Origin of the sequence: Novosphingobium nitrogenifigens DSM 19370, from assembly GCF_000192575.1 — a bacterium.
Lineage (GTDB): Bacteria > Pseudomonadota > Alphaproteobacteria > Sphingomonadales > Sphingomonadaceae > Novosphingobium > Novosphingobium nitrogenifigens.
In genome coordinates, this window is the sequence record NZ_GL876926.1 from 1,031,291 (window position 1) to 1,054,201 (window position 22,911).

At 64.3% G+C, this 22,911-nt stretch carries 19 protein-coding genes; 7 read left to right on the forward strand and 12 right to left on the reverse strand.

The window, feature by feature from the left end; translation table 11 throughout:
- The first annotated feature begins 24 nt into the window (after positions 1 to 24).
- Positions 25 to 1,296, forward strand: coding sequence for an MFS transporter (locus tag Y88_RS04915; RefSeq protein WP_008066813.1), 1,272 nt, complete (start codon positions 25 to 27; stop codon positions 1,294 to 1,296).
- Between the two features lie 37 nt (positions 1,297 to 1,333).
- Here the strand turns inward: Y88_RS04915 and Y88_RS04920 are convergent, their stop codons facing one another.
- The 4 genes from Y88_RS04920 to Y88_RS19700 form a co-directional block, all read right to left on the reverse strand.
- On the reverse strand, positions 1,334 to 3,124 hold the full coding sequence (locus Y88_RS04920) for an acyl-CoA dehydrogenase C-terminal domain-containing protein (RefSeq protein WP_008066814.1): 1,791 nt from the start codon (positions 3,122 to 3,124) through the stop codon (positions 1,334 to 1,336).
- An 18-nt stretch (positions 3,125 to 3,142) separates the two neighbouring features.
- Entirely contained in the window at positions 3,143 to 5,473 is a 2,331-nt protein-coding gene (locus Y88_RS04925) for a 3-hydroxyacyl-CoA dehydrogenase/enoyl-CoA hydratase family protein (RefSeq protein WP_008066815.1), read from the reverse strand.
- Positions 5,473 to 6,606 carry a thiolase family protein gene (locus tag Y88_RS04930; protein WP_026166800.1) on the reverse strand — a complete coding sequence of 378 codons (1,134 nt, stop codon included), beginning with the start codon at positions 6,604 to 6,606 and terminating at the stop codon, positions 5,473 to 5,475. The genes Y88_RS04925 and Y88_RS04930 overlap by 1 nt, the downstream gene beginning before the upstream one ends.
- A 295-nt stretch (positions 6,607 to 6,901) precedes the next feature.
- The gene (locus Y88_RS19700) at positions 6,902 to 7,030 is read right to left on the reverse strand and encodes a hypothetical protein (RefSeq protein WP_008066818.1); all 129 of its coding nucleotides are present in this window, start codon (positions 7,028 to 7,030) and stop codon (positions 6,902 to 6,904) included.
- Here Y88_RS19700 and Y88_RS04935 point away from each other — a divergent pair.
- A complete protein-coding gene (locus Y88_RS04935; RefSeq protein WP_008066819.1) occupies positions 7,029 to 8,648 on the forward strand; it encodes a long-chain-fatty-acid--CoA ligase in 1,620 nt (539 codons plus the stop codon). The two genes, Y88_RS19700 and Y88_RS04935, sit on opposite strands and share 2 nt — an antisense overlap.
- Before the next feature lie 105 nt (positions 8,649 to 8,753).
- Positions 8,754 to 9,233: a MerR family transcriptional regulator gene (locus Y88_RS04940; protein ID WP_008066820.1), complete on the forward strand. Its 480-nt coding sequence runs from the start codon at positions 8,754 to 8,756 to the stop codon at positions 9,231 to 9,233.
- A 33-nt stretch (positions 9,234 to 9,266) separates the two neighbouring features.
- Here the strand turns inward: Y88_RS04940 and Y88_RS04945 are convergent, their stop codons facing one another.
- Positions 9,267 to 9,842 (reverse strand): cytochrome b, encoded by a 576-nt coding sequence (locus Y88_RS04945; protein ID WP_008066821.1) that lies wholly within the window; start codon positions 9,840 to 9,842, stop codon positions 9,267 to 9,269.
- A gap of 231 nt (positions 9,843 to 10,073) precedes the next feature.
- Between Y88_RS04945 and Y88_RS04950 the strand changes: the two genes are divergently transcribed.
- The gene (locus Y88_RS04950; RefSeq protein ID WP_018075348.1) at positions 10,074 to 10,775 is read left to right on the forward strand and encodes a fatty acid desaturase CarF family protein; all 702 of its coding nucleotides are present in this window, start codon (positions 10,074 to 10,076) and stop codon (positions 10,773 to 10,775) included.
- A gap of 171 nt (positions 10,776 to 10,946) precedes the next feature.
- A complete protein-coding gene (locus tag Y88_RS04955) occupies positions 10,947 to 11,378 on the forward strand; it encodes a hypothetical protein (RefSeq protein WP_018075347.1) in 432 nt (143 codons plus the stop codon).
- An 84-nt stretch (positions 11,379 to 11,462) separates the two neighbouring features.
- On the opposite strand, the gene Y88_RS04960 is transcribed toward Y88_RS04955, so the two are convergent.
- The 4 genes from Y88_RS04960 to Y88_RS04975 are packed head-to-tail and all read right to left on the reverse strand — an operon-like array spanning position 11,463 to position 15,634.
- Positions 11,463 to 11,744, reverse strand: coding sequence for a hypothetical protein (locus tag Y88_RS04960; protein ID WP_008066827.1), 282 nt, complete (start codon positions 11,742 to 11,744; stop codon positions 11,463 to 11,465).
- Positions 11,745 to 11,752: 8 nt separating this feature from the next.
- A complete protein-coding gene (locus tag Y88_RS04965) occupies positions 11,753 to 14,071 on the reverse strand; it encodes a TonB-dependent receptor domain-containing protein (protein WP_008066829.1) in 2,319 nt (772 codons plus the stop codon).
- Positions 14,025 to 15,020, reverse strand: a complete 996-nt coding sequence (locus Y88_RS04970) for a FecR family protein (protein ID WP_008066831.1) — start codon at positions 15,018 to 15,020, stop codon at positions 14,025 to 14,027. Before Y88_RS04970 ends, Y88_RS04965 begins: the two co-directional genes overlap by 47 nt.
- Complete coding sequence (locus Y88_RS04975) at positions 15,017 to 15,634, reverse strand: RNA polymerase sigma factor (protein WP_008066832.1); 618 nt, start codon at positions 15,632 to 15,634, stop codon at positions 15,017 to 15,019. Before Y88_RS04975 ends, Y88_RS04970 begins: the two co-directional genes overlap by 4 nt.
- Before the next feature lie 279 nt (positions 15,635 to 15,913).
- On the opposite strand from Y88_RS04975, the gene Y88_RS04980 reads away from it, so the two are divergent.
- Complete coding sequence (locus tag Y88_RS04980; protein ID WP_008066835.1) at positions 15,914 to 16,819, forward strand: MlaA family lipoprotein; 906 nt, start codon at positions 15,914 to 15,916, stop codon at positions 16,817 to 16,819.
- 158 nt (positions 16,820 to 16,977) lie between these two features.
- Positions 16,978 to 17,889, forward strand: a complete 912-nt coding sequence (locus Y88_RS04985; protein WP_008066837.1) for a patatin-like phospholipase family protein — start codon at positions 16,978 to 16,980, stop codon at positions 17,887 to 17,889.
- 1,130 nt (positions 17,890 to 19,019) lie between these two features.
- Here Y88_RS04985 and Y88_RS04990 read toward each other — a convergent pair.
- The 3 genes from Y88_RS04990 to Y88_RS05000 all read right to left on the reverse strand — a co-directional run bounded on the left by Y88_RS04990 (position 19,020) and on the right by Y88_RS05000 (position 22,898).
- Complete coding sequence (locus Y88_RS04990) at positions 19,020 to 19,853, reverse strand: DNA adenine methylase (protein ID WP_008066838.1); 834 nt, start codon at positions 19,851 to 19,853, stop codon at positions 19,020 to 19,022.
- Positions 19,854 to 20,028: 175 nt separating this feature from the next.
- Positions 20,029 to 21,072 (reverse strand): phage portal protein, encoded by a 1,044-nt coding sequence (locus tag Y88_RS04995; RefSeq protein ID WP_008066839.1) that lies wholly within the window; start codon positions 21,070 to 21,072, stop codon positions 20,029 to 20,031.
- A complete protein-coding gene (locus tag Y88_RS05000; protein WP_198133331.1) occupies positions 21,072 to 22,898 on the reverse strand; it encodes a terminase large subunit domain-containing protein in 1,827 nt (608 codons plus the stop codon). Before Y88_RS05000 ends, Y88_RS04995 begins: the two co-directional genes overlap by 1 nt.
- Positions 22,899 to 22,911: the final 13 nt, after the last annotated feature.

Below are 22,911 nucleotides of genomic sequence, written 5' to 3' on the forward strand. Positions count from 1 at the left end.
GCACTCGCGCCCGGCCCTGCGTCCGTGAGCGCGTCCGCCACACAGGACGCCACTCATCCCCCTCATCCGCTTGCGATTCCGGCCTATCGCTGGTTCTGGCTCGCCCGCATTCTGGCGATGCTGGCGCAATCGAACTTCGTCGTGGTGCTGGGCTGGGCGGTCTACGATATTGCCCGCACCTCGCTCGACATGCGCGCCGCGTCGCTGCGCATCGGGCTGGTCGGCCTTGCCCAGTTCCTGCCCGTGCTCCTGCTCAATCCGGTCGCGGGCCTTGCCGCCGACCGTTACGACCGGCGCGCGCTGGTACGGCTGTCGCTGGCCGGACAAATGCTCAGTGTCGCAGCTCTCCTTGCCGCCAGCCTTTCCGGGTATGACGGACTTGGGCTTTTCTATGGCGCAGCTGCCGCATTCGCCGCGTGCCGCGCTTTCTACATGCCTGCAATGAATGCCCTGGGGCCCTTGCTCGTCCCGGCCGAAGTGCTGCCGCGCGCCATCGCGGTCGGGGCCGTTGCCGGACGGATCGGCGGGATCATGGGGCCGGTTCTGGGCGGCTATGCCTATGGCGTGGGCGGATCATGGGCCTATGCCCTGACGGTCGCGCTGATCGCGGCGGCGCTCGGCGCGCAACTGGCGATCGGCAAGGGCAAGCCCCTGCCCCCACCACCGCCCGGACGCCCGCTCGAACGCATTGCCGAGGGTCTGAGCTATGTCGTGCGCACCCGCATGTTGCTCGGCGCGATCAGCCTCGACCTCTTCGCGGTTCTCTTCGGCGGAGCGACCGCCATGCTGCCCGCCTTTGCCCGCGACATCCTGCATGTCGGCCCAGCCGGTCTCGGCCTCCTGCGTTCGGCCTCCTCGGTCGGGGCCGTCGGCACTGCGCTGTGGCTGTCGGCCCGTCCGATCACGCATGGCGTTGGCCCCAAAATGCTGATCGCGGTCGGCTTGTTCGGGGCGGCCTCGGCCATCTTCGGCCTGTCCTCGTGGCTCTGGCTCTCGCTTGCCATGCTCGCGCTGTCGGGTGCGGCGGACATGATCTCGGTCTATGTGCGCCAGACACTGGTGCAAGTGGTGACGCCCGACGCCATGCGTGGGCGCGTGGGCGCGACGTCGAGCCTGTTCATCACGGCATCGAACGAACTGGGCGAAATGGAATCGGGGCTGGTCGGCGCACTGATGGGCCCGGCCGGTTCGGTGGTCTTCGGCGGTATCATGGCCGTCGCCATCGCTGGGCTGTGGGGCTGGATCTTTCCCGAACTGCGCAAAGTCCAGCGGTTCGAGGATGTGACCGTCAAATAAGACCGGCCCACGATGATCGCGGGCCGGTCCATCGGGATCAGAATGCGGCTTCGTCCATGGCCATGATCGACGCCTTTCCGGCCTTGATCGCCAGGAAAGCCGCCGTCGCCTGCGGCAACAGGCGATCGTAGAAGAACCGCGCCGTATCGATCTTCGCCTTGTAGAATGCGAGATCGCCTTCGCCGCCTGCCAGCCTGGCTTGAGCAATCCGGACCGACTTGGCAAAGGTGTACGCCATCGCGACCAGACCCAGAAGGCGCAGGTAATCGGCAGAGGCCGCTCCTGCTTCCTCCGGATCCTTCATCCCGCGCTCGGCAATCATCGCGGTCGCGCCCTGCAAGGCTTCGAATGCCCGCTTGAGCCCGGTGACGAAGGGCGCCATCGCCCCCTCGCCGCCGTTCTCTTCGATGAAGGCCGAGACCGGGTGGAAAAAGCTGCGCAAATAGCGGCCCATTTCCGCAGGCATCTTGCGCCCGACCAGATCGAGCGCCTGAATGCCGTTGGTCCCTTCATAGAGCATGGCGATCCGCGCATCGCGCATATACTGCTCGACGCCGCTTTCGCGAATAAAGCCGTGGCCACCGTAGCACTGCACCGCAAGGCTCGCGCTTTCGAGGCCGAGATCGGTGAAAAGCGCCTTCACCACCGGCGTCATCAAGGCAACCAGATCGGCCGCACGCTGACGGACTTCGGGCGTTTCCCCGTGCTTTTCCGCGTCGAGCGCGCGCGAGATCCAGCCCGCGATGCCGCGACATCCTTCGTTCCAAGCCCGGATGGTGAGCAACATGCGGCGTACGTCGGGATGGACGATGATGGGGTCTGCAGGCTTGTCGGGATGCTTGGTCCCCGACAGCGAACGGCCCTGCACGCGTTCCTTGGCGTACCAGACAGCCGACTGATAGGCCGCCTCGCCGATCCCGAGCCCCTGAATGCCGACGCCCACGCGTTCGGCATTCATCATCGTGAACATCGCTTCGAGCCCGCGATGGGGTTCGCCGACGAGCCAGCCGGTCGCCTCCTCGAACAGCATCTGGCAGGTCGCCGATGCCTTGATGCCCATCTTGTGCTCGATCATCGTACAATGCGCGCCGTTGCGCACCGACCAGGCCCCCGCCGCATCGGGCAGGAACTTGGGCACGAGGAACAGGCTGATCCCCTTCACCCCGCGCGGGGCATCGGGCAAACGAGCGAGGACGAGATGGACGATATTGTCCGTCAGGTCCTGTTCCCCCGCCGAAATGAAGATCTTCGCGCCCGAAACCTTGTAGCTGCCGTCGCCTGCCGGTTCGGCACGCGTGCGCAGGAGGCCGAGATCGGTGCCACAATGCGGTTCGGTCAGACACATCGTCCCCGACCATTCGCCGCCGACCATTTTGGGCAGATAGGTTTCCTTGAGCGTGTCGGATGCATAGGCATCGATCGCCGCGATCGCACCATTGGTCAGCCCCGGATAGAGGCTGAACGACACGTTGGTCGCGCAGATCATTTCCTCGACCAGCTTGCCGAGCGCCTCGGGAAGCCCCTGCCCACCCCATTTCGCGGGCAGGACCAGCGCGTTCCAGCCGCCCTCGACGAACTGGCGGAAGGCATCCTTGAACCCGGCGGGCGTGCGCACCACGCCGTTCTCGAAATGACAGCCTTCCTCGTCGCCGCTGCGGTTGAGCGGCAGAAGCACGTTTTCGCACAGTTTCGCCGCTTCGGTCAGGACCGCTTCGGCAAGCTCGGGGGTAATCTCGGCAAAGGCGGACAGATCGCCAAAGCCGTCATCGGTGTGCAGTTCGTTGAGCACGAACTGCATGTCGCGCAAAGGCGCAGAATAGACCTGCATCTCGTCTCTCCCTTGGTATCAGTTGCGCAGGGGCTTGCCGGTCTTGAGCATGTGCTCGATCCGGTTTTGAGTGCCGGGATGGCGGACCAGCGCGAGAAACGCCTTGCGCTCGAGCGCGAGGAGATCCCCTTCGGCCACGGTATCGACCAGGTCGGCTTCCCCCCCGGTCAGGACATCGGCGAGATGTCCCGCGACGACCGCATCGTGCGGCGTCGCCATGCCGCGCGCGCGGAAGCCCGCAACCGCCAGTTCCAGCGCGGCCTTGCCCCCGGCGCCCGGCAGGCGATAGGTCGGCGGCGCGGGCGGTTGATACCCTTCGGCCAGAGCGAGCGCACGGGCCTTGGCATCGGCCAGCAGACGATCGCGGTTCATCGTGATCCCGTCGGTCGGGCGCAGGAACCCGAGGTCCATCGCTTCGGCCGCTGATTTCGACACGGTCGCGGTCGAGATCGTCTCGAAGACTTTCGAAACGGCCGGAACCGGGCCCTTGGGCAATCCCTTGGCCGCCTGCCAGCGCGCCAGCATTTCGCCGCACCCGCCCCATCCCGGAACCAGACCAACCCCGCATTCGACAAGGCCGATATAGCTTTCGGCATGGGCCTGCACCGCGTCGGCATGGAGCACGATTTCGCACCCGCCGCCCAGCGCCAGTCCGGCAGGCGCCGCCACGACCGGGAACGGCGCATACTTCAACGCCTTGAGCGCCATTTGCCCGCCGCTCACCATCTTTTCGATTTCGCCCCATGCGGCGATGTTGATGGCAAACAGGGCAAGGCCGAGATTGGCCCCGGCGGAAAAGGCACTGCCTTCGTTATAGACGACCAGAGCCTTGAACTTGCTCGCAACCAGCGGAACCGCCTGCCCGATCAATTTCAGGATCTCGCCGTCGATCGCGTTCATCTTGCTCGTGAATTCGAGCGCAGCAACGCCGTCGCCGATGTCCCACAAGGCGGCCGACGCGTTCCGGATGATCGGCTTTGCCCCGAGCTTGATGTCTTCGAGCAGAAGCACGCCGTCGGGACGGACCAGATCGTGGTAAGCCCCATCGAGCCCGAGGTACTGCCGCTTGCCCGCTTCAATCCGATAGAACGGACGCCCCGCCGCAATCCGCAGCACTTCGGGTACGGCCTTGCCATCGGCTTCGAGCCGGGCGACGAAATCGGCTCCGCCGATCCGGTCGATCAGTTCGAACGGCCCGTATTTCCAGTTGTAGCCGAGCTTCATCGCCGCATCGATGGCAACCACGTCATCGGCTGCCTGCGGCAACAACGATGCCGCATAGGTCAGCGTCGCGCCCAGAATGGCCCAGGCATAGGCCCCCGCCTTTCCGGGCAGGGCGAGCAAGGCCTTGAGATCCTTTTGCGCGGCCGACGGCAACGACGCAGGCTTGGCCTGCGGACGGTATTCGCCACTTGCCAGGTCGATCGCCTCGCGACGTTTGCCCGCCTCGCGGTTGATGCGATAGAAACCGCCCTTGCCCTTGCGCCCGGTCAGGCCCTCGCCAATCATCCGCGTGATCAGCGGATGGTCGATCGCGATCGCATGATAGGGATCGTCTGCGGGAAGCGTGCTGGTCAGGCTCGCTTTCAGATGCGGCATGAGATCGATCCCGACCAGATCGACGAGGCCGAAAATCCCGGTCTTGGGCACGCCCATCGGCTTGCCCGCAATGGCATCGGCTTCCTCGACCGTCAGGCCCAGATCGAAAGCGGCATTGACCGCGCTCTGCAACCAGAACGTACCGACACGATTGGCCAGGAAGCCCGGCGTGTCCTTGCAAGCCACGATCGTCTTGCCCAGTGCGCGGTCGGCAAAGTCGGAAATCCGCGCCACCAGTGCCGCATCGCTGGCCGGCCCTGCCACCACTTCGAGCAGGCGCATATAGCGCGGCGGGTTGAAGAAGTGGGTGATGAAAAAATCGCGCGCAAAGCCTTCGGAACGTCCCGCGACGAGATGCCCGAGCGGGATCGTCGAGGTATTCGAGGTTACGGCCGTGCCCGGACGGCGCACCGCCTCCAGCTTTTCGTAAAGCGCGTGCTTCAGGTCGAGGCGCTCGATGATCGCCTCGATCACCCAGTCGCATTCGGCGACCCGGGCGAGATCATCCTCGATATTGCCGACTTCGACCAGCTTGGCCGCACGCTTCGACATGAATGCGGCGGGCTCTGCCTTTTGCAGACGCTTGAGCGCCCCTGCTGCCACCGCATTGCGATCGGCAGGATCGCGCACGATGTCGAGCAGCAGGACCGGAACCCCGGCGTTGGCGACTTGCGCGGCGATGCCCGCGCCCATCACCCCGGCGCCGATGACGCAGACCTTGCGCACCGGCTCAGTTGCAATGCTGCTCATCAGATCGCCTCCAGAACCGTCGCGATGCCCTGTCCGCCGCCGATGCACTGGGTAGCGAGCGCGAAACGACCGCCTTCCCGCTTGAGCAGGGCCGCCGCCTTGCCGACGATGCGCGCACCGGTCGCGCCCAGCGGATGGCCGAGCGCGATCGCCCCGCCGTCGAGATTGATCTTGGTCGGATCGAGCCCGAGATCGGCGATGCAGGCCAGCGCCTGGCTGGCGAAGGCTTCGTTGAGTTCGATAACGTCGAGATCGCCCACGCCGATCCCCGCGCGTGCCAGCGCCTTGCGGCTCGATTCCACCGGACCGATGCCCATGATGTCCGGGCTGCATCCCGAAATCGCCGTGGCGCGGATGCGCGCAAGGATCGGCAACCCGTTGGCGCGGGCATAGGCCTCGCTCGCCACCAGGACCGCGCTCGCCCCGTCTGTCAGCGGCGAGGACGTGCCCGCCGTCACCGTCCCGGTCGCGCTGAACGCGGGCTTCAATCCGGCAAGAGTCTCGGCCGTCGTCGCCGGACGCGGGCATCCGTCGACATCGACCGTTCCGCCCTTGGTCACGATCGGCACGATTTCGTCGGCAAAGCGACCTGCGGCCATCGCAGCCCCGGCCTTCTGCTGGCTGGCAACGGCAAAGGCTTCCTGCTGCGCGCGGTCGATGCCGTAGCGCGTGGCAAGGTTTTCAGCGGTATCACCCATGCCGATATAGGCGGCGCTGGTCTTGGCAAGCTCGGGATTGGGCAGCGGGTTGAACCCCATCATCGGCACCCGGCTCATCGATTCGATCCCCGCCGCAACAAAGACTTCGCCGGCACCAAGCGCGATCTGCCCCGCCGCGTAATGCACCGCGCTCATCGACGAGCCGCAGAAACGATTGACCGTCATGCCGCCCACCGATTGCGGCAGTCCCGCCAGCATCCCGATCAGACGCGCGACGTTGAAGCCCTGCTCGCCTTCGGGAAAAGCGCAACCGACGACCAGATCCTCGATCGCGGAAACATCGACGCCGGTCCGCTCGACCAGCCCGCGCACGACTGCCCCGGCAAGGTCGTCGGGACGGGTGCGGGCCAGCGCACCCTTTCCGGCGAGGTGAAACGGAGACCGGGCAAAACCGGCAACAACCACATCAGGCATCGAACATCCTTCCAGCTTGCGCACCCTCATCCGGGTGTCTGTTGCGTCGCCCGTCATCCAACGGAATCAGCACGACCGCACCATCTCCTCTAATGGTGCCAAACTTTCCCTATGCGTCAACCTGATTTTGGTGCATGATCCGATTCGTCACGGCGAAAGACGCCGGGCAGGATTGGGCAGGCAAGTACCCGCCCGACGGGACAAGAGGATGCGTCCATGATGAAGGGTCTGCCCGGAATTGCCGGGATTCCCGCGCGCCGATCACACCCCGTCGCGCGGTTTCGCAACACCCCGGTCACAGCCCCGGCGCCTCGCCCATGCATTGCGAGGCACAGATGATGACGAGTGCACCGATCCGGCCCGTCGAGCCCCATTCTCCCGCATCCGGGCCCGCCGACACGACGCCTTGGGAACCGCCGGTCATGCTGATCGGGGACTTGCTCGAGGGCACCGTGCGCGATCATCCCGATCGCATCGGCGTCGATTTTCTCGGCCGCACATGGACCTGGGCGCAGATCGGCGAATATGTCGCCCGGGCCGCGCGCGGCTTGCAGGATCTGGGGCTCAGGAAAGGCGATCGGCTCGCGCTCTGCCTCCCCAACACGCCCTATTACATTGCGCTCTATTACGCGGCGGCGCGGATCGGGGTGGTCATCGTCAATCTCAATCCTCTCTATACCGAGCGGGAATTGACCCATCTCCTGACCGATTCCGGCGCCTGCGCCATCGCGGTTCCCGACGTCGCGGAAATTCACGGCAAAGTGCTGGAAATCGCGGGGAAAACCGCGCTTCGCCATATTCTTGTCTGCCCAATGGCGGGCATTCTTCCCTGGCTCAAAGGCCTGGGCTGGCGCTTCTTGAAGCGGCGCGATCATGCCCGCATTCCGGCACGCGAAACCGGTGGCGTGCGCCATGTGCGCTTTGATGACCTGATCGCCAACCGCGCCGCGCCCGATCCGGTCGCGGTGGCCCCGCATGACCTTGCCGTGCTGCAATATACCGGCGGGACCACCGGCATTCCCAAGGGCGCCATGCTCACGCACCGCAATCTGACGGCCAATGCCCTGCAACAACAGCGCCACATCGGCGTCGATCTGCCCCCGCCTCAGCGCACGCTGGCAGTCTTGCCGTTCTTTCACGTCTTCGCGCTGACTGCCGTACTCGATTTCTCGGTGCTGATCGGTTCGGAACTCGTGCTGCTGCCGCGCTTCGAGATGAAAGCCATGCTGGCGACCATCCGCCGCAAGCCACCGACGATGTTCTTCGGCGTACCGACCCTGTTCATCGCAATTAACGCCTTGCCGGACAAGGACATTCCCGATCTTTCGACAGTGATCGCCTCCATTTCCGGCGGCGCCCCCCTGCCCCACGACGTGCGCCACACGTTCGAGGCAAGGACCGGCGCGCGCATCTGCGAAGGCTATGGCCTGACCGAAGCGTCACCGGTCATTGCCTGCAATCCCGTCTTCGGCGAAGCGCGCGACGATTCCTGCGGCGTCGCATTCCCCGGCACCATTCTGGAAATCCGCGACCCCGACCATCCCGAACGCATTCTGGGCGTAGGCGAACGCGGTGAAGTCTGCGCGCGCGGACCGCAGGTCATGGCCGGATACTGGAAACGCCCCGACGAAACCGCCGCAACATTCATCGACGGGGCACTGCGCACCGGCGACGTCGGGTACTTCGACGCCGACGGCTACCTCTACCTCGTCGACCGGATCAAGGACGTAATCCTGTGCGGTGGCTACAACGTCTATCCGCGCCTGATCGAGGAAGCTGCCTACGAACACCCTGCCATCGAGGAAGCGATCGCCATCGGCATCCCGGATCCCTATCGCGGCCAAAGCCCCAAGCTCTTCATCAAACTGCACGACGGCACCAGCCTTGCCCCCGAAGACTTGCGCGCGTTCCTGTCCGAACGGCTGAGCAAGATCGAGCTGCCCAAGGCGATCGAGATCCGCGACCGCCTGCCGCGCACGATGATCGGCAAGCTCTCAAAAAAGGAACTGGTGGAAGAGGAACGCGCCCGTGCGGCACAATGATCTATCAACACCGAATGCGGGCGGGTTGCACTTTGCGCATTGATCTCCCGTCAGGATTCTGGTCCCATTCCCGATCAATGCGCGGGAGAAAGCGGTCGTCGCACCATGGATGAACTGGCAAATCAACCCGGCACCGATCCCGATACCGTTTCCGATCTCCCGCTCCCGTCGTTCACCTCTCGCGAGGCCGACGATGCGCTGGCCGGATTGAAAGGGATCAACGAAGTCGCAGCCGCACTCGGCATCACGCATCGCACCTTGCGCTTTTACGAGGACAAGGGGCTGATCGAACCTGCGCGCGTGGGCAATACCCGCATCTATTCGCGGCGCGACGTCGCCCGGATGCAATTGATCCTGCGCGGCAAGCGGCTCGGCTTCTCGATCCGCGAGATCAAGGACTTCCTCGATCTTTACGATGCCGATCCGTCCCAACTGGAACAGATGCAGCATCTGCTGGCCCAGGTCCGCACTCGCCTGCGCCAGCTCGAACGTCAGCGTGCCGCCTTGCAGATGACGATCGCCGAATTGAAAACAATGGAATTGCAGGCCCGCGAGCGCATCGCGGAACTGACCCGCAAGGACTGATGCGGCGGCCGTGACCGCCGCATCGTCACGGCATCACTTGCCGAACCACATCCGCTGAAACTGCTTTTCGCGGTCGAGGAACTGGTGCTTGAGCGCACCGGCAATGTGCAGGATCAGCGCCGCGATCAGGATCTTGGCGGCAATTTCATGTGTTTCGCCGAAAATTCCGTCCCAGAATTCACGACCCGCATCATCCATTCCATTGAAGAACGGCAGATGGAACCAAGGGATCGCGTCGAACAGCACCAGGGGCTTGCCCACCGAGCCCTTCCACGCCGATTCCGCGAACCAGCCCGCGACGGGAACGAGGATCATCAACAGATAGAGCAAGTGATGGACGCCGACCGAAAGCTTGCGCTCCCACGGCTTCAGGCTGGCGAGCGGCGCCGGGCCGGGATGTCCGATTTTCCACAGCACGCGCAAGGCGACGAGACCGATGATGGTGATCCCGATCGACTTGTGCAGCGCGACCGCCGCGTGAACCTGATCCTTGGGCAGGTCGTCAAACCCCAGCCCTTTCCAGAGGTTGAAAATGATGCCGATGGCGACAAGCCAGTGCAGCGCCACGGCGACCGCAGTGTAGCGGCCGGTATTGGATCCTTCGGGCATACGACAACGTCTCCGACATGCTTTGTTTCGTTGCGCGTGTTCGAATGCCCCCATTGCGAACCGGGCGGAAAGCTCCGCCTGCCGGGCATGTCCAGCCTCACGCGCATTTCACTTCATCCCAGATCGCAAGGCTTTCAGCAATCGGGATTTGTTGCCGGTGCTTCCCATAGCCCGGCCGGACGCGTATCGGCCCATGATGGGGCCAGGGACACAATTGAGCGGATTTCGGGCATGAAACGCATCGTCATGCCGATTTTTCTTGCCAGCCTTGCAGTCAATCTCGGCGCGATGATCATGCGCCTCGACTGGCTGACAGTCCCGGCGCTTCTGGGCGGGTGGTATCTGGCCGATTTCGCTTCCGGCCTCGTCCACATGCTGATGGACTATCACCCATGCCCGACCGGTCGCGGCCTTGCCGACATGTTCTTTTACGAAGGATCCCGCGAAAGCGAGGAGTATCTGGCCATGGCCCGCGCGCGCATGTCCCGGCTCAATGCGTTCGAGCGGATCGCCTATGACTTCAAGAACCACCACCCTCGTCCGGATGCGCTCGGCAGACGGTCGCTCTGGCGCCAGATCGGCTCGACCCTGATCGTCGGAGCGCTGCCTTGCTCACTCGCGCTCAATGCGGTGGCATTGTGGGGGCATGCGCCCGGCTGGCTGCTCGGCCTGGGCAGCACGTTCATCCTCGGCGGCGCCTTTGCCCAGTATTTCCACGGCACCTTGCACCGCCGCGACAATCCGGCCTTCATCGGCATGCTGCGTCGCGCACACCTGCTGATGACGCCCGAAGCGCACGAGTTGCACCACATCTCCCTTCAGCGCGACTTTGCCACCAATTGCGGCTGGTCCAACCCGGTCATCAACGCGCTGTTCCGCACGTTGCGCCATCATGGCCACCTTCCCGATGCCGGATTGATCCCGCCGCCCTGAGCGCGCGCCCAAGAAAAATTCGCGAATGCGACAAGCAATGACAGAACGGCCCTGCAAATCCGGCGCCTGTCATGGCTTGAAACACCTTTGCGCTGTCGGAAATCGGGGCGTCTCCGTACCTTGCAGACATCAGCTTACCCAAGCTCACCGATGTCCAAAAGGACCGACACCATGCGCAAGATTGCCCTGATCCTCGCCATTGCCGCCGTCGCGACCCCGCTTGCGACACAAGCCCGCAGCTTCTCCGGCCCCCGTGGCGGCTTTGCCTCGGGTTCGGTGACCCGCACGGGAACCTCCGCGACCGCAACCGGGTCGGCGACCGGCGCCCGCGGCGGCACTGCCTCGGGTTCTGCCACCGGCACCTACAACCCGCGTCAGGGGACCGTTACCGGAACCGCTTCGGGAAGCGCGACCGGCGCCAACGGGAATACCGCGACCGCCTCGGGCTCGGGCAGCTACAACACATCGACCGGCATCGCCACCGGCACCGGCTCGGTCACCGCGCCCTCCGGCACGACCTATGGTGCTACCGGCACTGCCGGACAGGGCAGCGCGACCGTCACTTCAAACAGCGGAAAAACCAAGACCTGGACGCGACCTTGAACCTGCGACCCGCGTCCTGAACCTCATGAGCGCCGGCAGGCAGCACTGGCAATCCCCCTGCCGGCGCTCACTTTTTGCCGGCGCTCATCTTTTTGCGTCCCCGACGAACGCTCCCACAAGAAGAAAGGCATTGTAGATCAGCGTACCGACCGGACCGCCGCCACGGCCACCATGTTCCAGGCGAAGATAGGACGACGCCCCCCGCCGGTCCGCGATGGGCCCGGTCACGATCGCCCCGAAAAACAGTCCGAACAGCGAAGCCGCGCCCGCACGCAAATGCGACAATTCACGCAATGCATGCGACATCGGCGAAAAACGGTGAACACCGATGTTCGCTCCAGAACGTCCGTCCGAACGACCGGGCACTCAGCCTTTCAGAACGTCCGCCCGATCGTGAGATTGATCGCGGGCGGGCGTTGCGGGGTATATTGCGCCACATCCGCCCGAAACGGGTTCCCGAAGGCAAAGCGGTTTCCGCTACGCGCCAGCGGATTGGTGACGACCAGATCCACGCGATTGGCGCCGCGCGTCAGCCCCAGTTCCAGTCGGCTGTCGAGAACATGCCCCATCTTGCGGTCGAGACTGGGCTGAAAGCTGAGGCGTGAAGGGCCGATCTCGTTGAGGGCGAGCCGCACATGCCCCTGCCCGCGCGCAAGCGTGAAATCGCGTCCGACTGCAATGCGCGCCGTATAATCGGGAACCGATGGCAGGCGCGTGTCGTCGAGCGATAAGCCAAGCTCACTGCGAACCAGCCGCGCCGATTGAGCCGTTCCACCCAGTTCGATCCGCCATGAACCGCCGAGCGGACGGGCAAGTCCCATGCTGATCCCGGTGATCGACGCGTCCCCTGCCGTGCGCGTCTCGATCAGGCCATCGGCGAGCAACATGTCGGACTGCACATTGGTCCACCACGTGTGAAAAAGGCTCACCTCGATCAGCTTACCGTCACCCGCCGTTTCGCGCCAGCCGAACGTCAGCGTCGTCAGCCTGTCGCCCGGATAGGTCCGGATCTGGCCATTGCCCTGCGTATCGAGCCCGCCCTGCCGGAATGCCGATCCCACCCGCAGATAGATCAGCCGTCCGGGATGGGGGCGCCAGCTGAGCGCGCCTTCCGGGCTGACGCCGGTCCGGGTATTGGCAAAGGCACTGCTCGTGGCGAGATCGCTGCGTCCGGTCGTCAGCGTATCGTAAAATAGCCGCAACCCTGCCGACACATCCAGTCGCCCAGTCACCGGCGCAACCACGTCGGCAAAAAGACCGGTGTCGTGCGCCACCTGCACCGTGCGATCGAGCTGCACCGTATGATCGCTTGCCGCCGATCCATTCGCCGACAATGTGCGATCCTCAACCTCACGCGCTTCGACATGGGCAAGCCCGAGCACCCAATGCAGCCGCCGCCATGCCCCGGACAGACGCACTTCGCTGTCCCAGACGCGGTATTCTCGCAGATCTGCGAAAAGTCCCGGATTGGAGAGCCCCGCCGCCGACGCCAGCGCCTCGGCCCCTTGCGTCGCGTCGAGCTGGTCGCGCACGTCGTGCCAGCTATATCCGCTTGTCGCCACCAACCGCGCCTCGCCCACCGGCCCTTCCACCCGCAAGGCGGTGTGGATCAGGTCGTTGTCGTGGGGCTCAGGCAGTTGCCCGGCCCGATTGCGGGCTCCGGGCGCATAGCTGTACTGGCTGTCCCCGCTGTTGATCCACTGGGCAAGGCCCGAAACATCCGCGCGCCAGTCTCCGACCGCCACTCCCAGCCCGCCCCGGACTCCTTCGACATGGGTCCTGTTGCTGTCGCTGCGCCCGCCTGTGTCGATCCATCCCGGTTCGCTGCTGGCGTAGCCGACGATGCGCAAAGCAGCATGATCGGCAACGATGGGCACATTGGCCATCGCCGCGCCGCTCGGTCCGGTGCCGCCGCCGATCACCGTGCTGAAACCCGCGCTGACACTACCGGACAAGCCGGACAGCTCGGGCCGGTTGGTAACGACACGGTAGATCCCTCCCAGCGCGCCGGTTCCGAACAAGGCACCTTGGGGCCCCTTCAACACTTCAACGCGCGTCACATCGACCAGCCGCAAATCAGGATCGGGCGCCGAATACGTCAGTCGCGTGTCGTCCACATAGACCGCGACCGGCGACGCACTGCCCCCGTTGAACGGGCTGTCGGCGACGCCGTTGATGAACATGCGGTTCCGCCCCGGCCCTTGTGCGGTCAGCACGAGACCATCGATCCCTTCGGCAACCAAGGCGCTCCCCTGCCCCGCCTGCGTCGCGCCGCTCGCTTCGGGCAAGGCGAAAAGGGCGATCGCCTGTGCCACGCGATCCAGTCCAAGCGGCTGCTTGGTCGCGGTGACCAGGATCGGCCCTGCGGTAACGACGGGCGAAGGACCTGCGGGACGCCGGGCAGGCGGTTGCACCGGACGCGTCTCGATCCGCCAGACGCCCGACGAAATTTCCCGCGCGATCAGGCCCGTCCCGGCAAGCAAGCGGGCCAGCGCCTCTCCCGGCGTCATCCGTCCGCGCAATGCGGGCGCCTGCCGATCGGGAAGGCTTCCTTCGGCACCGATCGCGATACCATCCTGGCGCGCCAATTCGGCCAGAGCGCGCGGCAAGGCCTGCGCCGGAATGACCAGTTCGCGCCGATCCGCGCTATGGGCGATCGTCGGGACGGGCCAGCCGGTCGCGATCAGCCCCATGGACCAGCACAAGCCCCATGAGCCCTGCCAGATCCTGCGCCGAACTGTGCCCCTTCGCAAAAACGAGAGTCCCCGAAAAACGCCGGCCCTTCAACTCGTCCGGCACGTCCAATCCACGCCCCGCATACCGTGTCAGGTCTGCCGCCACCAGAGCCAGCGGCGTATCGGCGTAAGTAAGCGTCCCATCCTGCCAACCACCGACGCGATCGGGCGCGACCGGCGCGATCCGCACTTCGCCCGCCTGCGCATCGAAGACAAGACCGCGTCCCGCCTTCATCGGCAGGGCCTGATCGAGCGTCGGCCCGCTCACGCTGACTTGTCCTTCGGCAACGGCAACGCGCACATATCGTGCTTGCGGGCCATCGGTCTGAATGTCGAAACGCGTGCCGATATCCGAAACCACCAGACCGCCCGCCGCGATCGACAGGACACGCCCGGGTCGATGAGGCACCACGAAATAAGCACCTCCGATGACCGTCATGCGCCGGTCCCCGTCGCCCACGGCAAGGCGGCTGTGCGGAGCGAGCATCACCCGCGATCCGTCCCCCAGCACGACTTCCTGCGTCAGCGCGCCGGTCTCGACCATGCGCTCGTCATGGGGCGCCGTTCCAAAGAGCCCCGGATGCCATGCCACTACGGCAATCGAAGCGACAAGCGTCGCTGCCCCCGCCAATGCCAGCGCGATCTTCCGCCCAGGATGCAGGCGTTCCTTTACCGACTCCGGCTCTGACGCCTGCGCGGGAGCGTCATGCCGCTCGATCGGCACGAAATCCTGCCGCCGAACCATGGCATCAACCTGCGCGATCTGGTCATAGCACTCGCGATGGAGGGGGCTGGCCTCGAGCCATGCGGAAAAAGCGCCCCAGTCCATCGCGTCGCTCCGGCTGGCAAGGTGCCAGGCAATCGCTTCGTCGACGATGTCCTCGGGGATCGCATCGAGCCCGGTCATCGCTTGGCCTCCCCACCGGCCCGATCCCCGGACGACGTCGGCCCAAGCAATCCGCAGGCACACAGGTGCGCTCTCAGACGTTTCATCGCCAGCGCCAGATGCTTTTCCACGCCACTCCGGCTGATCCCGAGAATGGCGGCAATCTCGCCCTGCCCCTTTTCCTCGATCCGATAGAGCCAGAGCGCTCGACGCGCACCTTCAGGCAAAGCCGCAATCGCTTCGTGCAGACGGTCGGCTTCCTGGCGGCGGAGCAATATCTCTTCTGCACTGTCGGCCGGATCGAGGCGATCTTCGGGATCGAGGGACGCCGAACCGTCGGCGTCGATCCAATCGCGATCGCGGCGCATCGCCCGCTGGCGCGCTCTTGCATGATCGAGCACCAGATTGTTGGCCATGCGGAACAGATAGGCCTGACCATTGGCAACCGGGCCGGGCGCGATCCGCTCAAGTTTCAGCCAGAGTTCGTGAAGCAGATCCTCGGCCATCCCGGCATCCCCGCAACGAGCCGTCAGAAAACGCAGCAGCACGGGCCGATTGCCGGCGAACAAGGCCTGCAGACCATTGAGGGCCGAACGTGCGTCCTCCATCCATTCCTCGCAACGGGCCGGGTTCATGACGCCCCCGGGCCCCTGATGACTGCTTGCGCCTGCGCGCTGGGGAAAGTGCAATTCATGCCCATGGCTCCCGTGTTCCGCAAGACAGACGCCATGCAACGACATCCTCCGCAGTTGCGTTTTCCAACTGCGGAGATCCCCCGATGGTGGCGTCCTCATTTCGACACGGGCGCAGGAATGGAGAGAAACGGGGTGGAGGAAAGCAAGATTATGGGCGCAAACGAGACAAACAGCCGACCAGCATGGGTCTCGCCCTCCCTGCCCCATTCACGACATCGGATGCTGCGGTCCGCAGCCCTTCTTGCTCTCGCCATCCCGGTACTGCCGGTCGTCGCCCATGCCGAGCCGGTCACGGCAAGCCTTGCCACAGAGTCGGCAAGCGAAACCCCGGCAAGCGCGACTGATGCACCCGCCGCCGAAACAACCGATCAGTCTGAAACGACAGACAACATCGTCGTCAGGGCACACGAACGGTCGCCCGGCGATCCGCTCGAAGGGGCCAACCGAAAATCCTATGCGGCCGTGCAAGCAGTCGATCGCGCCGTCGTCGGCCCGGTCGCAAAGGGCTATGAACACGTCCTTCCCCGCCCGATCCGCCGCGGCATTCACAACGTGCTCTACAATTTGCGCGAACCGGTCGTTTTCGTGAACTACCTGTTGCAGCACAAATTCGGAAAGGCCGGGGAAACACTCGCCCGTTTCACGCTGAATTCCACTGCGGGGGTCGGAGGCCTGGTCGACGTCGCTGTCGCAAAACCGTTCCGCCTGCCACATCGGGTCAACGGCTTTGCCAATACGCTCGGCTTCTATGGAGTCGGTGCCGGGCCTTACATGTTCCTTCCCATCATCGGCCCGACCACGGTTCGCGATCTCATCGGGACGGTCGGCGATCGCATGTTCCTGCCGGTTGCGGTGGGCTGGCCCTTCACCCGCCCGGCTTACGGTGTCCCGGTGGCCGTCCTCGGCACGATCGACGACCGGATCGAGATGGACGACCGCCTGCACCGGTTGCGCGACCTGTCGGCCAATCCCTATGCCGCGACGCGCGAACGCTACCTGTGTCAGCGCCGCGCCGACATTGCGGCCCTTCATCGCCACGGCCCGACACCGTTCCCGGCGCCCGATCCGTCCTGCATGCCGCCCGTGACGCAGCCGCAACCGACCACAGAACCCACGCATCCCTGAAACGGGCGCCTGTTCGGCGCCGTCACCAGCAGGGAAGCAACTTTTCGACGAACCGAGGTTCCGGACACCGGGAAGCGCTGGCTTGCCGGTGCCGGATCGCCTATGATGCTGCAATGCACAATCCCATCGGACGATCGTCCGCCGGATCTGGTGGACTCATGCTCGCCTTGCAAGGTGGCGGAGCCCTCGGAGCGTTCACCTGGGGCGTCCTCGACGCCCTGCTCGAAGCCCGCATGGAGATCGAGGCGATCAGCGGCGCCAGCGCAGGCGCCGTCAACGGCGTCCTGCTTGCCTCAGGCCTCGCGAAAGGTGGTCCTGAAGAAGCGCGCGCCCTGCTCGCCCGTTTCTGGGACCGGGTTTCCCGCATGTCGATGCCCGCCTGGCTCACCGATCACTGGCTGATCGCCGGAGCCTTGCGCGGGTCTCTCGACATCCTGTCACCGGCCCAACTCAATCCGCTCGGCTTCGATCCCTTGCGCTCGATCCTGACCGACCTCGTCGACTTCGAACGCCTGCGGACCAGGAGCCCGATCAAGCTGCACATTTCGGCGACACGCGTCAAAGACGGCTCGGCTCGCATCTTCACGGCGCCCGAGATCACGATCGAAGCGGTTCTGGCTTCCGCCTGCCTCCCCCGGCTGAGTGAAAGCGTCGAGATCGACGGCGAATATTTCTGGGACGGCGGTTTCAGCGCCAATCCTCCCTTGCGCGAACTCGTCTGGTCAAGCCGGTCCCGCCGGATGATCGTGGTCGAATTGCTGGCCGATGCGATCGACGACCCGCCGACAGCCGCAGGAGACATCAGCCAGCGGACGCTCGAACTTGCCTTCATGACAAGCTACCGACGCGAACTGGAAGCTCTGGAAGCCCTGATCGAGCGATGCCGCAAGACGTTCTCGGGCTTTTCCAAAGTCACCCGCCGCCTGCGCTCGCTACAGATCCACCGCATCTCGATCGCCGACCACCTCGAGCCCCAGGACCTCGGCCGCCCCCACGACGCCAGCCTCCACCGCATCCTGCGCCTCAAGGAAGAGGGCCAGTCGGCCGCTCGCGCTTGGCTCAACAAGTAACAGAAATGTTGGGAAAAGCCTTGTCGGCTTAGGTGGCGGAGAGGGAGATAATCGAATAACGCCAGCAACCGCATGATTTAAAAGCATATATCGAGCCACCGGCAAGGCCTCACCATAGAATATACCATAGAGGGTCGGACACCTTCTCAGCGGCAATCTGGATACCATACTCGGCTCGCTGTCCCCAACGTCCAAAACCTGCAGGGTATGTCGGGGAACGACCTAACAAACATAATATCGGCGGATTTCTGCGGGTTTCAGACATAACGTCCCGCATAACATCGACATAACCACCTTATGGATGTTGGACATAATATTTGATTTTCATAATATCGTTTATTTTCAATGCATTGGTGGTTTTGTTAGCGCAGCCATCATGTCAGGTTATGCCACAGGGCTAATTTTAATATCATTGTTTTTCATATGGTTATATGCAATTTCACCCCAAAATTAGGGATGTTAGGAGCCCCCCGAGTGACCCTCCACCAAAACGCAAAAGCGCTCTGATCCGCGCGCCTCACCAGGCAACGGACATTTCCTCGTCGAGGTGCGTCAAAGTGCGAAACCACCGTTCGCGCTCAGCTTTCCCAAAACTCCGCAGTTCTCCGGTCCATTTCACTGCGTCCGATCCTGCCCTTTTGCGAAAAATCGAAGGGGGAAAGGATGAGGCGAGGAGTGGGGGCAATGGCGGCGCGCGGGGTGGAGCGCCGGGGATTTCTGCCGGGGCCCGTGGGGGCAAGGTGGCGCTGGTCGAGGGCGCTCCCAACACACCATCACGCGGCCCGAGCCCAAGTCGTTAACGCAATCCCACCAGATCCATGCAAGAACGTTATCTAAAAATGTGATTGCCATATCCAATAATATGATTTCCCAGTCTGGGATGGTCATTGCGACCCAAACACCCTTCCATTTCTTCATGTATTTACTAGGGAATTCCCAACGAAGCTCATCAGAGCCGTTCGGGTCGCCCGCTTAAATGCACCCGCAACCCCGCCACCGTGGGGTTGCCAGCTCCCTGCTGCATCCCCCCGCAGCAGGGGGCACCCGCCCTCCCCTGCGTCCATGGCAACAAAAAAGGGCCAGGACTTTCGCCCCGGCCCCTCATGTGAGCGTCACTGCAAGCGCACCGATCAGTTCGAGATGATCACCTCGCGCGCGTTCTGGGCCTTCTCCTGCCCGCCGACGGTATAGCGCACGCCTACGCCCTCGATGGCGAAGGGGGCGAAGATGCGGCGGACTTCGGGGTGGTCGTTGAGCGAGAGGATGAAGCGGCCCTTGAGGCGGGCGAGGCGTGCGGCCATGGCTTCGAACTCGTCGCGGGTGAAGAGGTCGTCGCCATAGTCCCGCTCGCAGCCATAGTAAGGCGGATCGAGATAGAACAGGGTGCCCGGGCGGTCGTAGCGATCGAGGAAGGTGGACCAGGGCAAGCGCTCGATCACCACCCTGGACAGGCGTTCATGGACGGCCTCGATCATCGGGCCGAGCTTGGTCACGTCGAAGCGGGCGCCGGCGCCGGGCGAGACGCCGAAGTTGCGGCTGCGGACCTTGCCGCCGAAGGCCAGGCGCTGAAGGTAGAGGAAGCGGGCCGAGCGTTCGAGATCGGTGAGGCTGTCGGCGGGCATGGCAAGCAGCTTTTCAAACCCGGCACGGCTGGTGATCTGCCAGCGCAGCATTTCCAGGAACGGAAGGTAGTGGCGCTGGAGCACGCGGAAGAAGGTCGCCACGTCCTCGCTCCAGTCGTTGATGACTTCGGCGCGCGGGCGGTGATCGCGGCGGAAGAAAACCCCGCCCATGCCGACGAAGACTTCGGCATAGGTCTCGTGGGGCACGGCGTTGATCCGCTCGACCAGGCGTTTGGCGAGCGCGCGCTTGCCGCCGATATAGGGCGCAGGCGGACGGACGGGATCGACCGGGGAAAACGGCAACGCGGGTTCACCGGCTGCGATTCGAGCTCTTGCCTCCATGACAATGTTCCTTATTCGTTCCCGCGCCAGCGCTGGCAGGCGGGATGGCCCCGGATGGGTGCCGTTCGGGTCATGGCGGTCCATCTCCGCCGGTTCGGGCTGTTGACGCAGCCCTGCCCCCGCCTTCAGGCGAAGTGCTGTCGGGTTGATGGCGTGCGGGTGGCGCGCGAGTGGTTCAGGCCCTCGCGCCCACACCCGCAGGCGCGAGGCCTGCGATGTCCTGGGGTTCGGCGAAGCGGACGGCTTCGAAGCCGAGCCATGCGTTGAGCTCGAGCATGCGCTGCTGGATGGGGACGATCTCGAGCTGGTAGAAAGTGCGGGCGGCATCGATGACGTTGCCAAAGCCGGTGCCGTTCTTGGGCACGATGCCGAGCAGCTGGGGCGGGACGCGGTGGGCGGCGAGCATGTCGTCGCGGGTCACTTCCTTGATCGCGAGGAACTCGTCCTTGGCCGCGACTTCGGCAATGGGGAGGATCTGCACCCCGTCCTTCTTGCCCTTGGGAATGTGGATCAGGATGTTGCGGAAGTTGCCCGGTCCCTTGGCCTGGCGCAGCGCGGTGCCCAGGGCCTCGCTGTCGGCCTGGCTCATCGCTTCCTCGCTCACATAGAGGATGAAGCCCGCATGGGCGCCGTTGAGGTAATAGCGGCGGCGGAAGATCGTCGCGCTCTCGTTGAGGAGCCCGGATTGCAGCGCCGAGAGATACTCGGGCATGCCGTAGATCTCCTGCAAGGGATCGGGCTCGTACATGTGATGGACGGTCCCGGGCGCGAAGTCATAGGCATCGGCCAGGAACTGGTTGGGCTGGACGAACCAGTAGGCGCCCGGCGTCAGCCCGACCCGGGTCCAGGCGGCGGGGCTGGGTTTCAAGGCCATGGCCTTGCCGACCATGCTCGGCACCACCTGGAGATAGGCATTGCCGAAGATCAGCCAGTCGAGCGCCCAGCGCGCAAAGTCCGAACGGGTGAACAACGGGCTTGGCTGGAAACTGGCGCTCAGCAGGTTGCGCTTCAAGAGAATGCAGCTCTGGTGATGCGGGGCCATGCGATAGGCCCGGCCAATCCCGATCTGGCTGACCGGCGGATCGTACCAGCGCGCATTGCGCACGACCTGGAACAAGTCGAAGAACTGGTCGCGCGCGAGCACGCTTTCCGGCTCGCCGAAGGACATCACGGAAAAGCCGTATTCGCCCGGGATCTCGAGAGGCTGGGTCGGGTCCATCAGAAAAACTCCAGGCGCGAGCCGCCGCTGGCAGGCTCGGTAATGTCGAGGGGTTCGAAGGCGAGCGCGTGCATGACCGCCCAGGCAAGGTCGGCGTGGCCCACGCCCCCGCCGCGCCCGGCAACATAGGAAATGCCCTGGCTCGTCACTTTGGGGCGGATCGCCATGAAGCTCGAGAGCATGTCATGCCATCCGGATTCAAATTCGAGGCGACCGGCGGCGATGACATTCTTGGCTTTCAGGACCATCTGGCTCTTGGTCGCCACCGAGTACATGTAGGCGGTCGCGAGCGGGAACCACTTGGTGACGAGCTGATGCACCGCCTTGCCCGCGCCAGTCGTATCGATGCCGATCTTGGTCACCCGGTACTTGCCCGCCATCTCGCGGATCGCATCGGCTTGCCCGGCAAAGTCGAGGCCCTTCAAACGCTTCTTTTCCAGAATACGGAACTTGCCGCCGATCGCCGACGGCGGCGCGATCGCGACGAGAGCCGCGTCGTCGCTGGTCGGATTGTCCTCGCTCGCATTGGGATCGTAGCCCAGCCAGACTTCGCCCGCGTAAGGACGCAAGGCATAAGGCTGATAGTCCTGCCAGACCTCCCAGGCATCGACCATGCAGCGGCGCATGAGCGCGAAGGGGAACATCGACTGGCTGTCGTCGAGGAAGATGCAGCGGAACAGGTTGTCGAACTCGTCGATCCCGTTCTCGCGCTGGAGCTCGTCGACGTCGACAAGGTCGAGGCCCTTGGCGATGGCGTCGAAGATCGTGACCACTTGCCGCCAGACCCCGTCGGGCCCGAGGCTGCCGTCGCGCAAATGCTCGTTGGCAATATCGATGCGGACCTTGTCGGCCTTGGCGCGGCGGCGGTTGAAGCGGTCGCCGCTCCACATGCCGTAGGCTTCATGGTCCAGGGTGCTGGGCGTCGAAAACAGCGTGCGGGTGTACTGCTTGTGCGTGGCCATGGCGCTGGCCACTTTGAACAGCTCTTCAAAGCCGTAGATCCAGAAACACTCGTCGACGATGACGTCGCCGTGATAGCCTTGCGCGGTACGGTAATTGGTGCCGAGGAAGTAGAGCTCGACCGGATCGAGGCGTTCGCCGTTCTCGCCCCCTTCCTCTTCCCCGCGCTGGATGACGATCGGCTCGCCCTTGAGCAGGACGCCGCAGACTTTCTGCACCCACTGGACGATGTAGGTGCGGAAGATGTTCGCCTGGGCGCGGCTTGCCGAGAGGAAGATCTGGTTCTTGCCGGTCTCGAGCGCGACGAGCAGGCGTTCGCGGGCGAAGTACCAGGTGGCGCCGATCTGGCGTGACTTGACGATCATGCGCGTGCGCAGCGAGGTGCTGGCCAGCCATTCGCGCTGATAGCCGAACAGCGCGCCTTCGAGATCGTCGGGCAGCTGCGCGACCATCTCCGGCGTGATCAGGTTCTTCGCCTGGTCCTTGCGCTTTTTGACGTCGGGGCTGTTGCGGTTGGCGACCTTGGGATTGAGATCGACCTCGTTGCCCCCGCCCATGAATTTGCGCACGCGGGCAAGGCCTTCGAACTGGCGCTTCAGGAGATCGATCTCCTTGAAGTCGCTGCCGCTCTTGCGCTCCTTGGCGAGCAGCATGAGGTAGCGTTCGAGCAGGCCTTCCTCCGCCCGCGCGATCGGGCTTGCCTCGTCCCAGCGGTGGCGCTGTTTCCAGGTGCCGACGGTCGAGACCGGCAAGTCGAGTTCCTCGGCGATCTGGCTCACCGTCCATCCGCGCCAGTAGAGGCTGCGCGCCTGCACCCGCTTGGCAACGGCTCCTGTGCCGCTGTCGATGTCATCGCCTTCGTCCATGCCGGGCACGCTA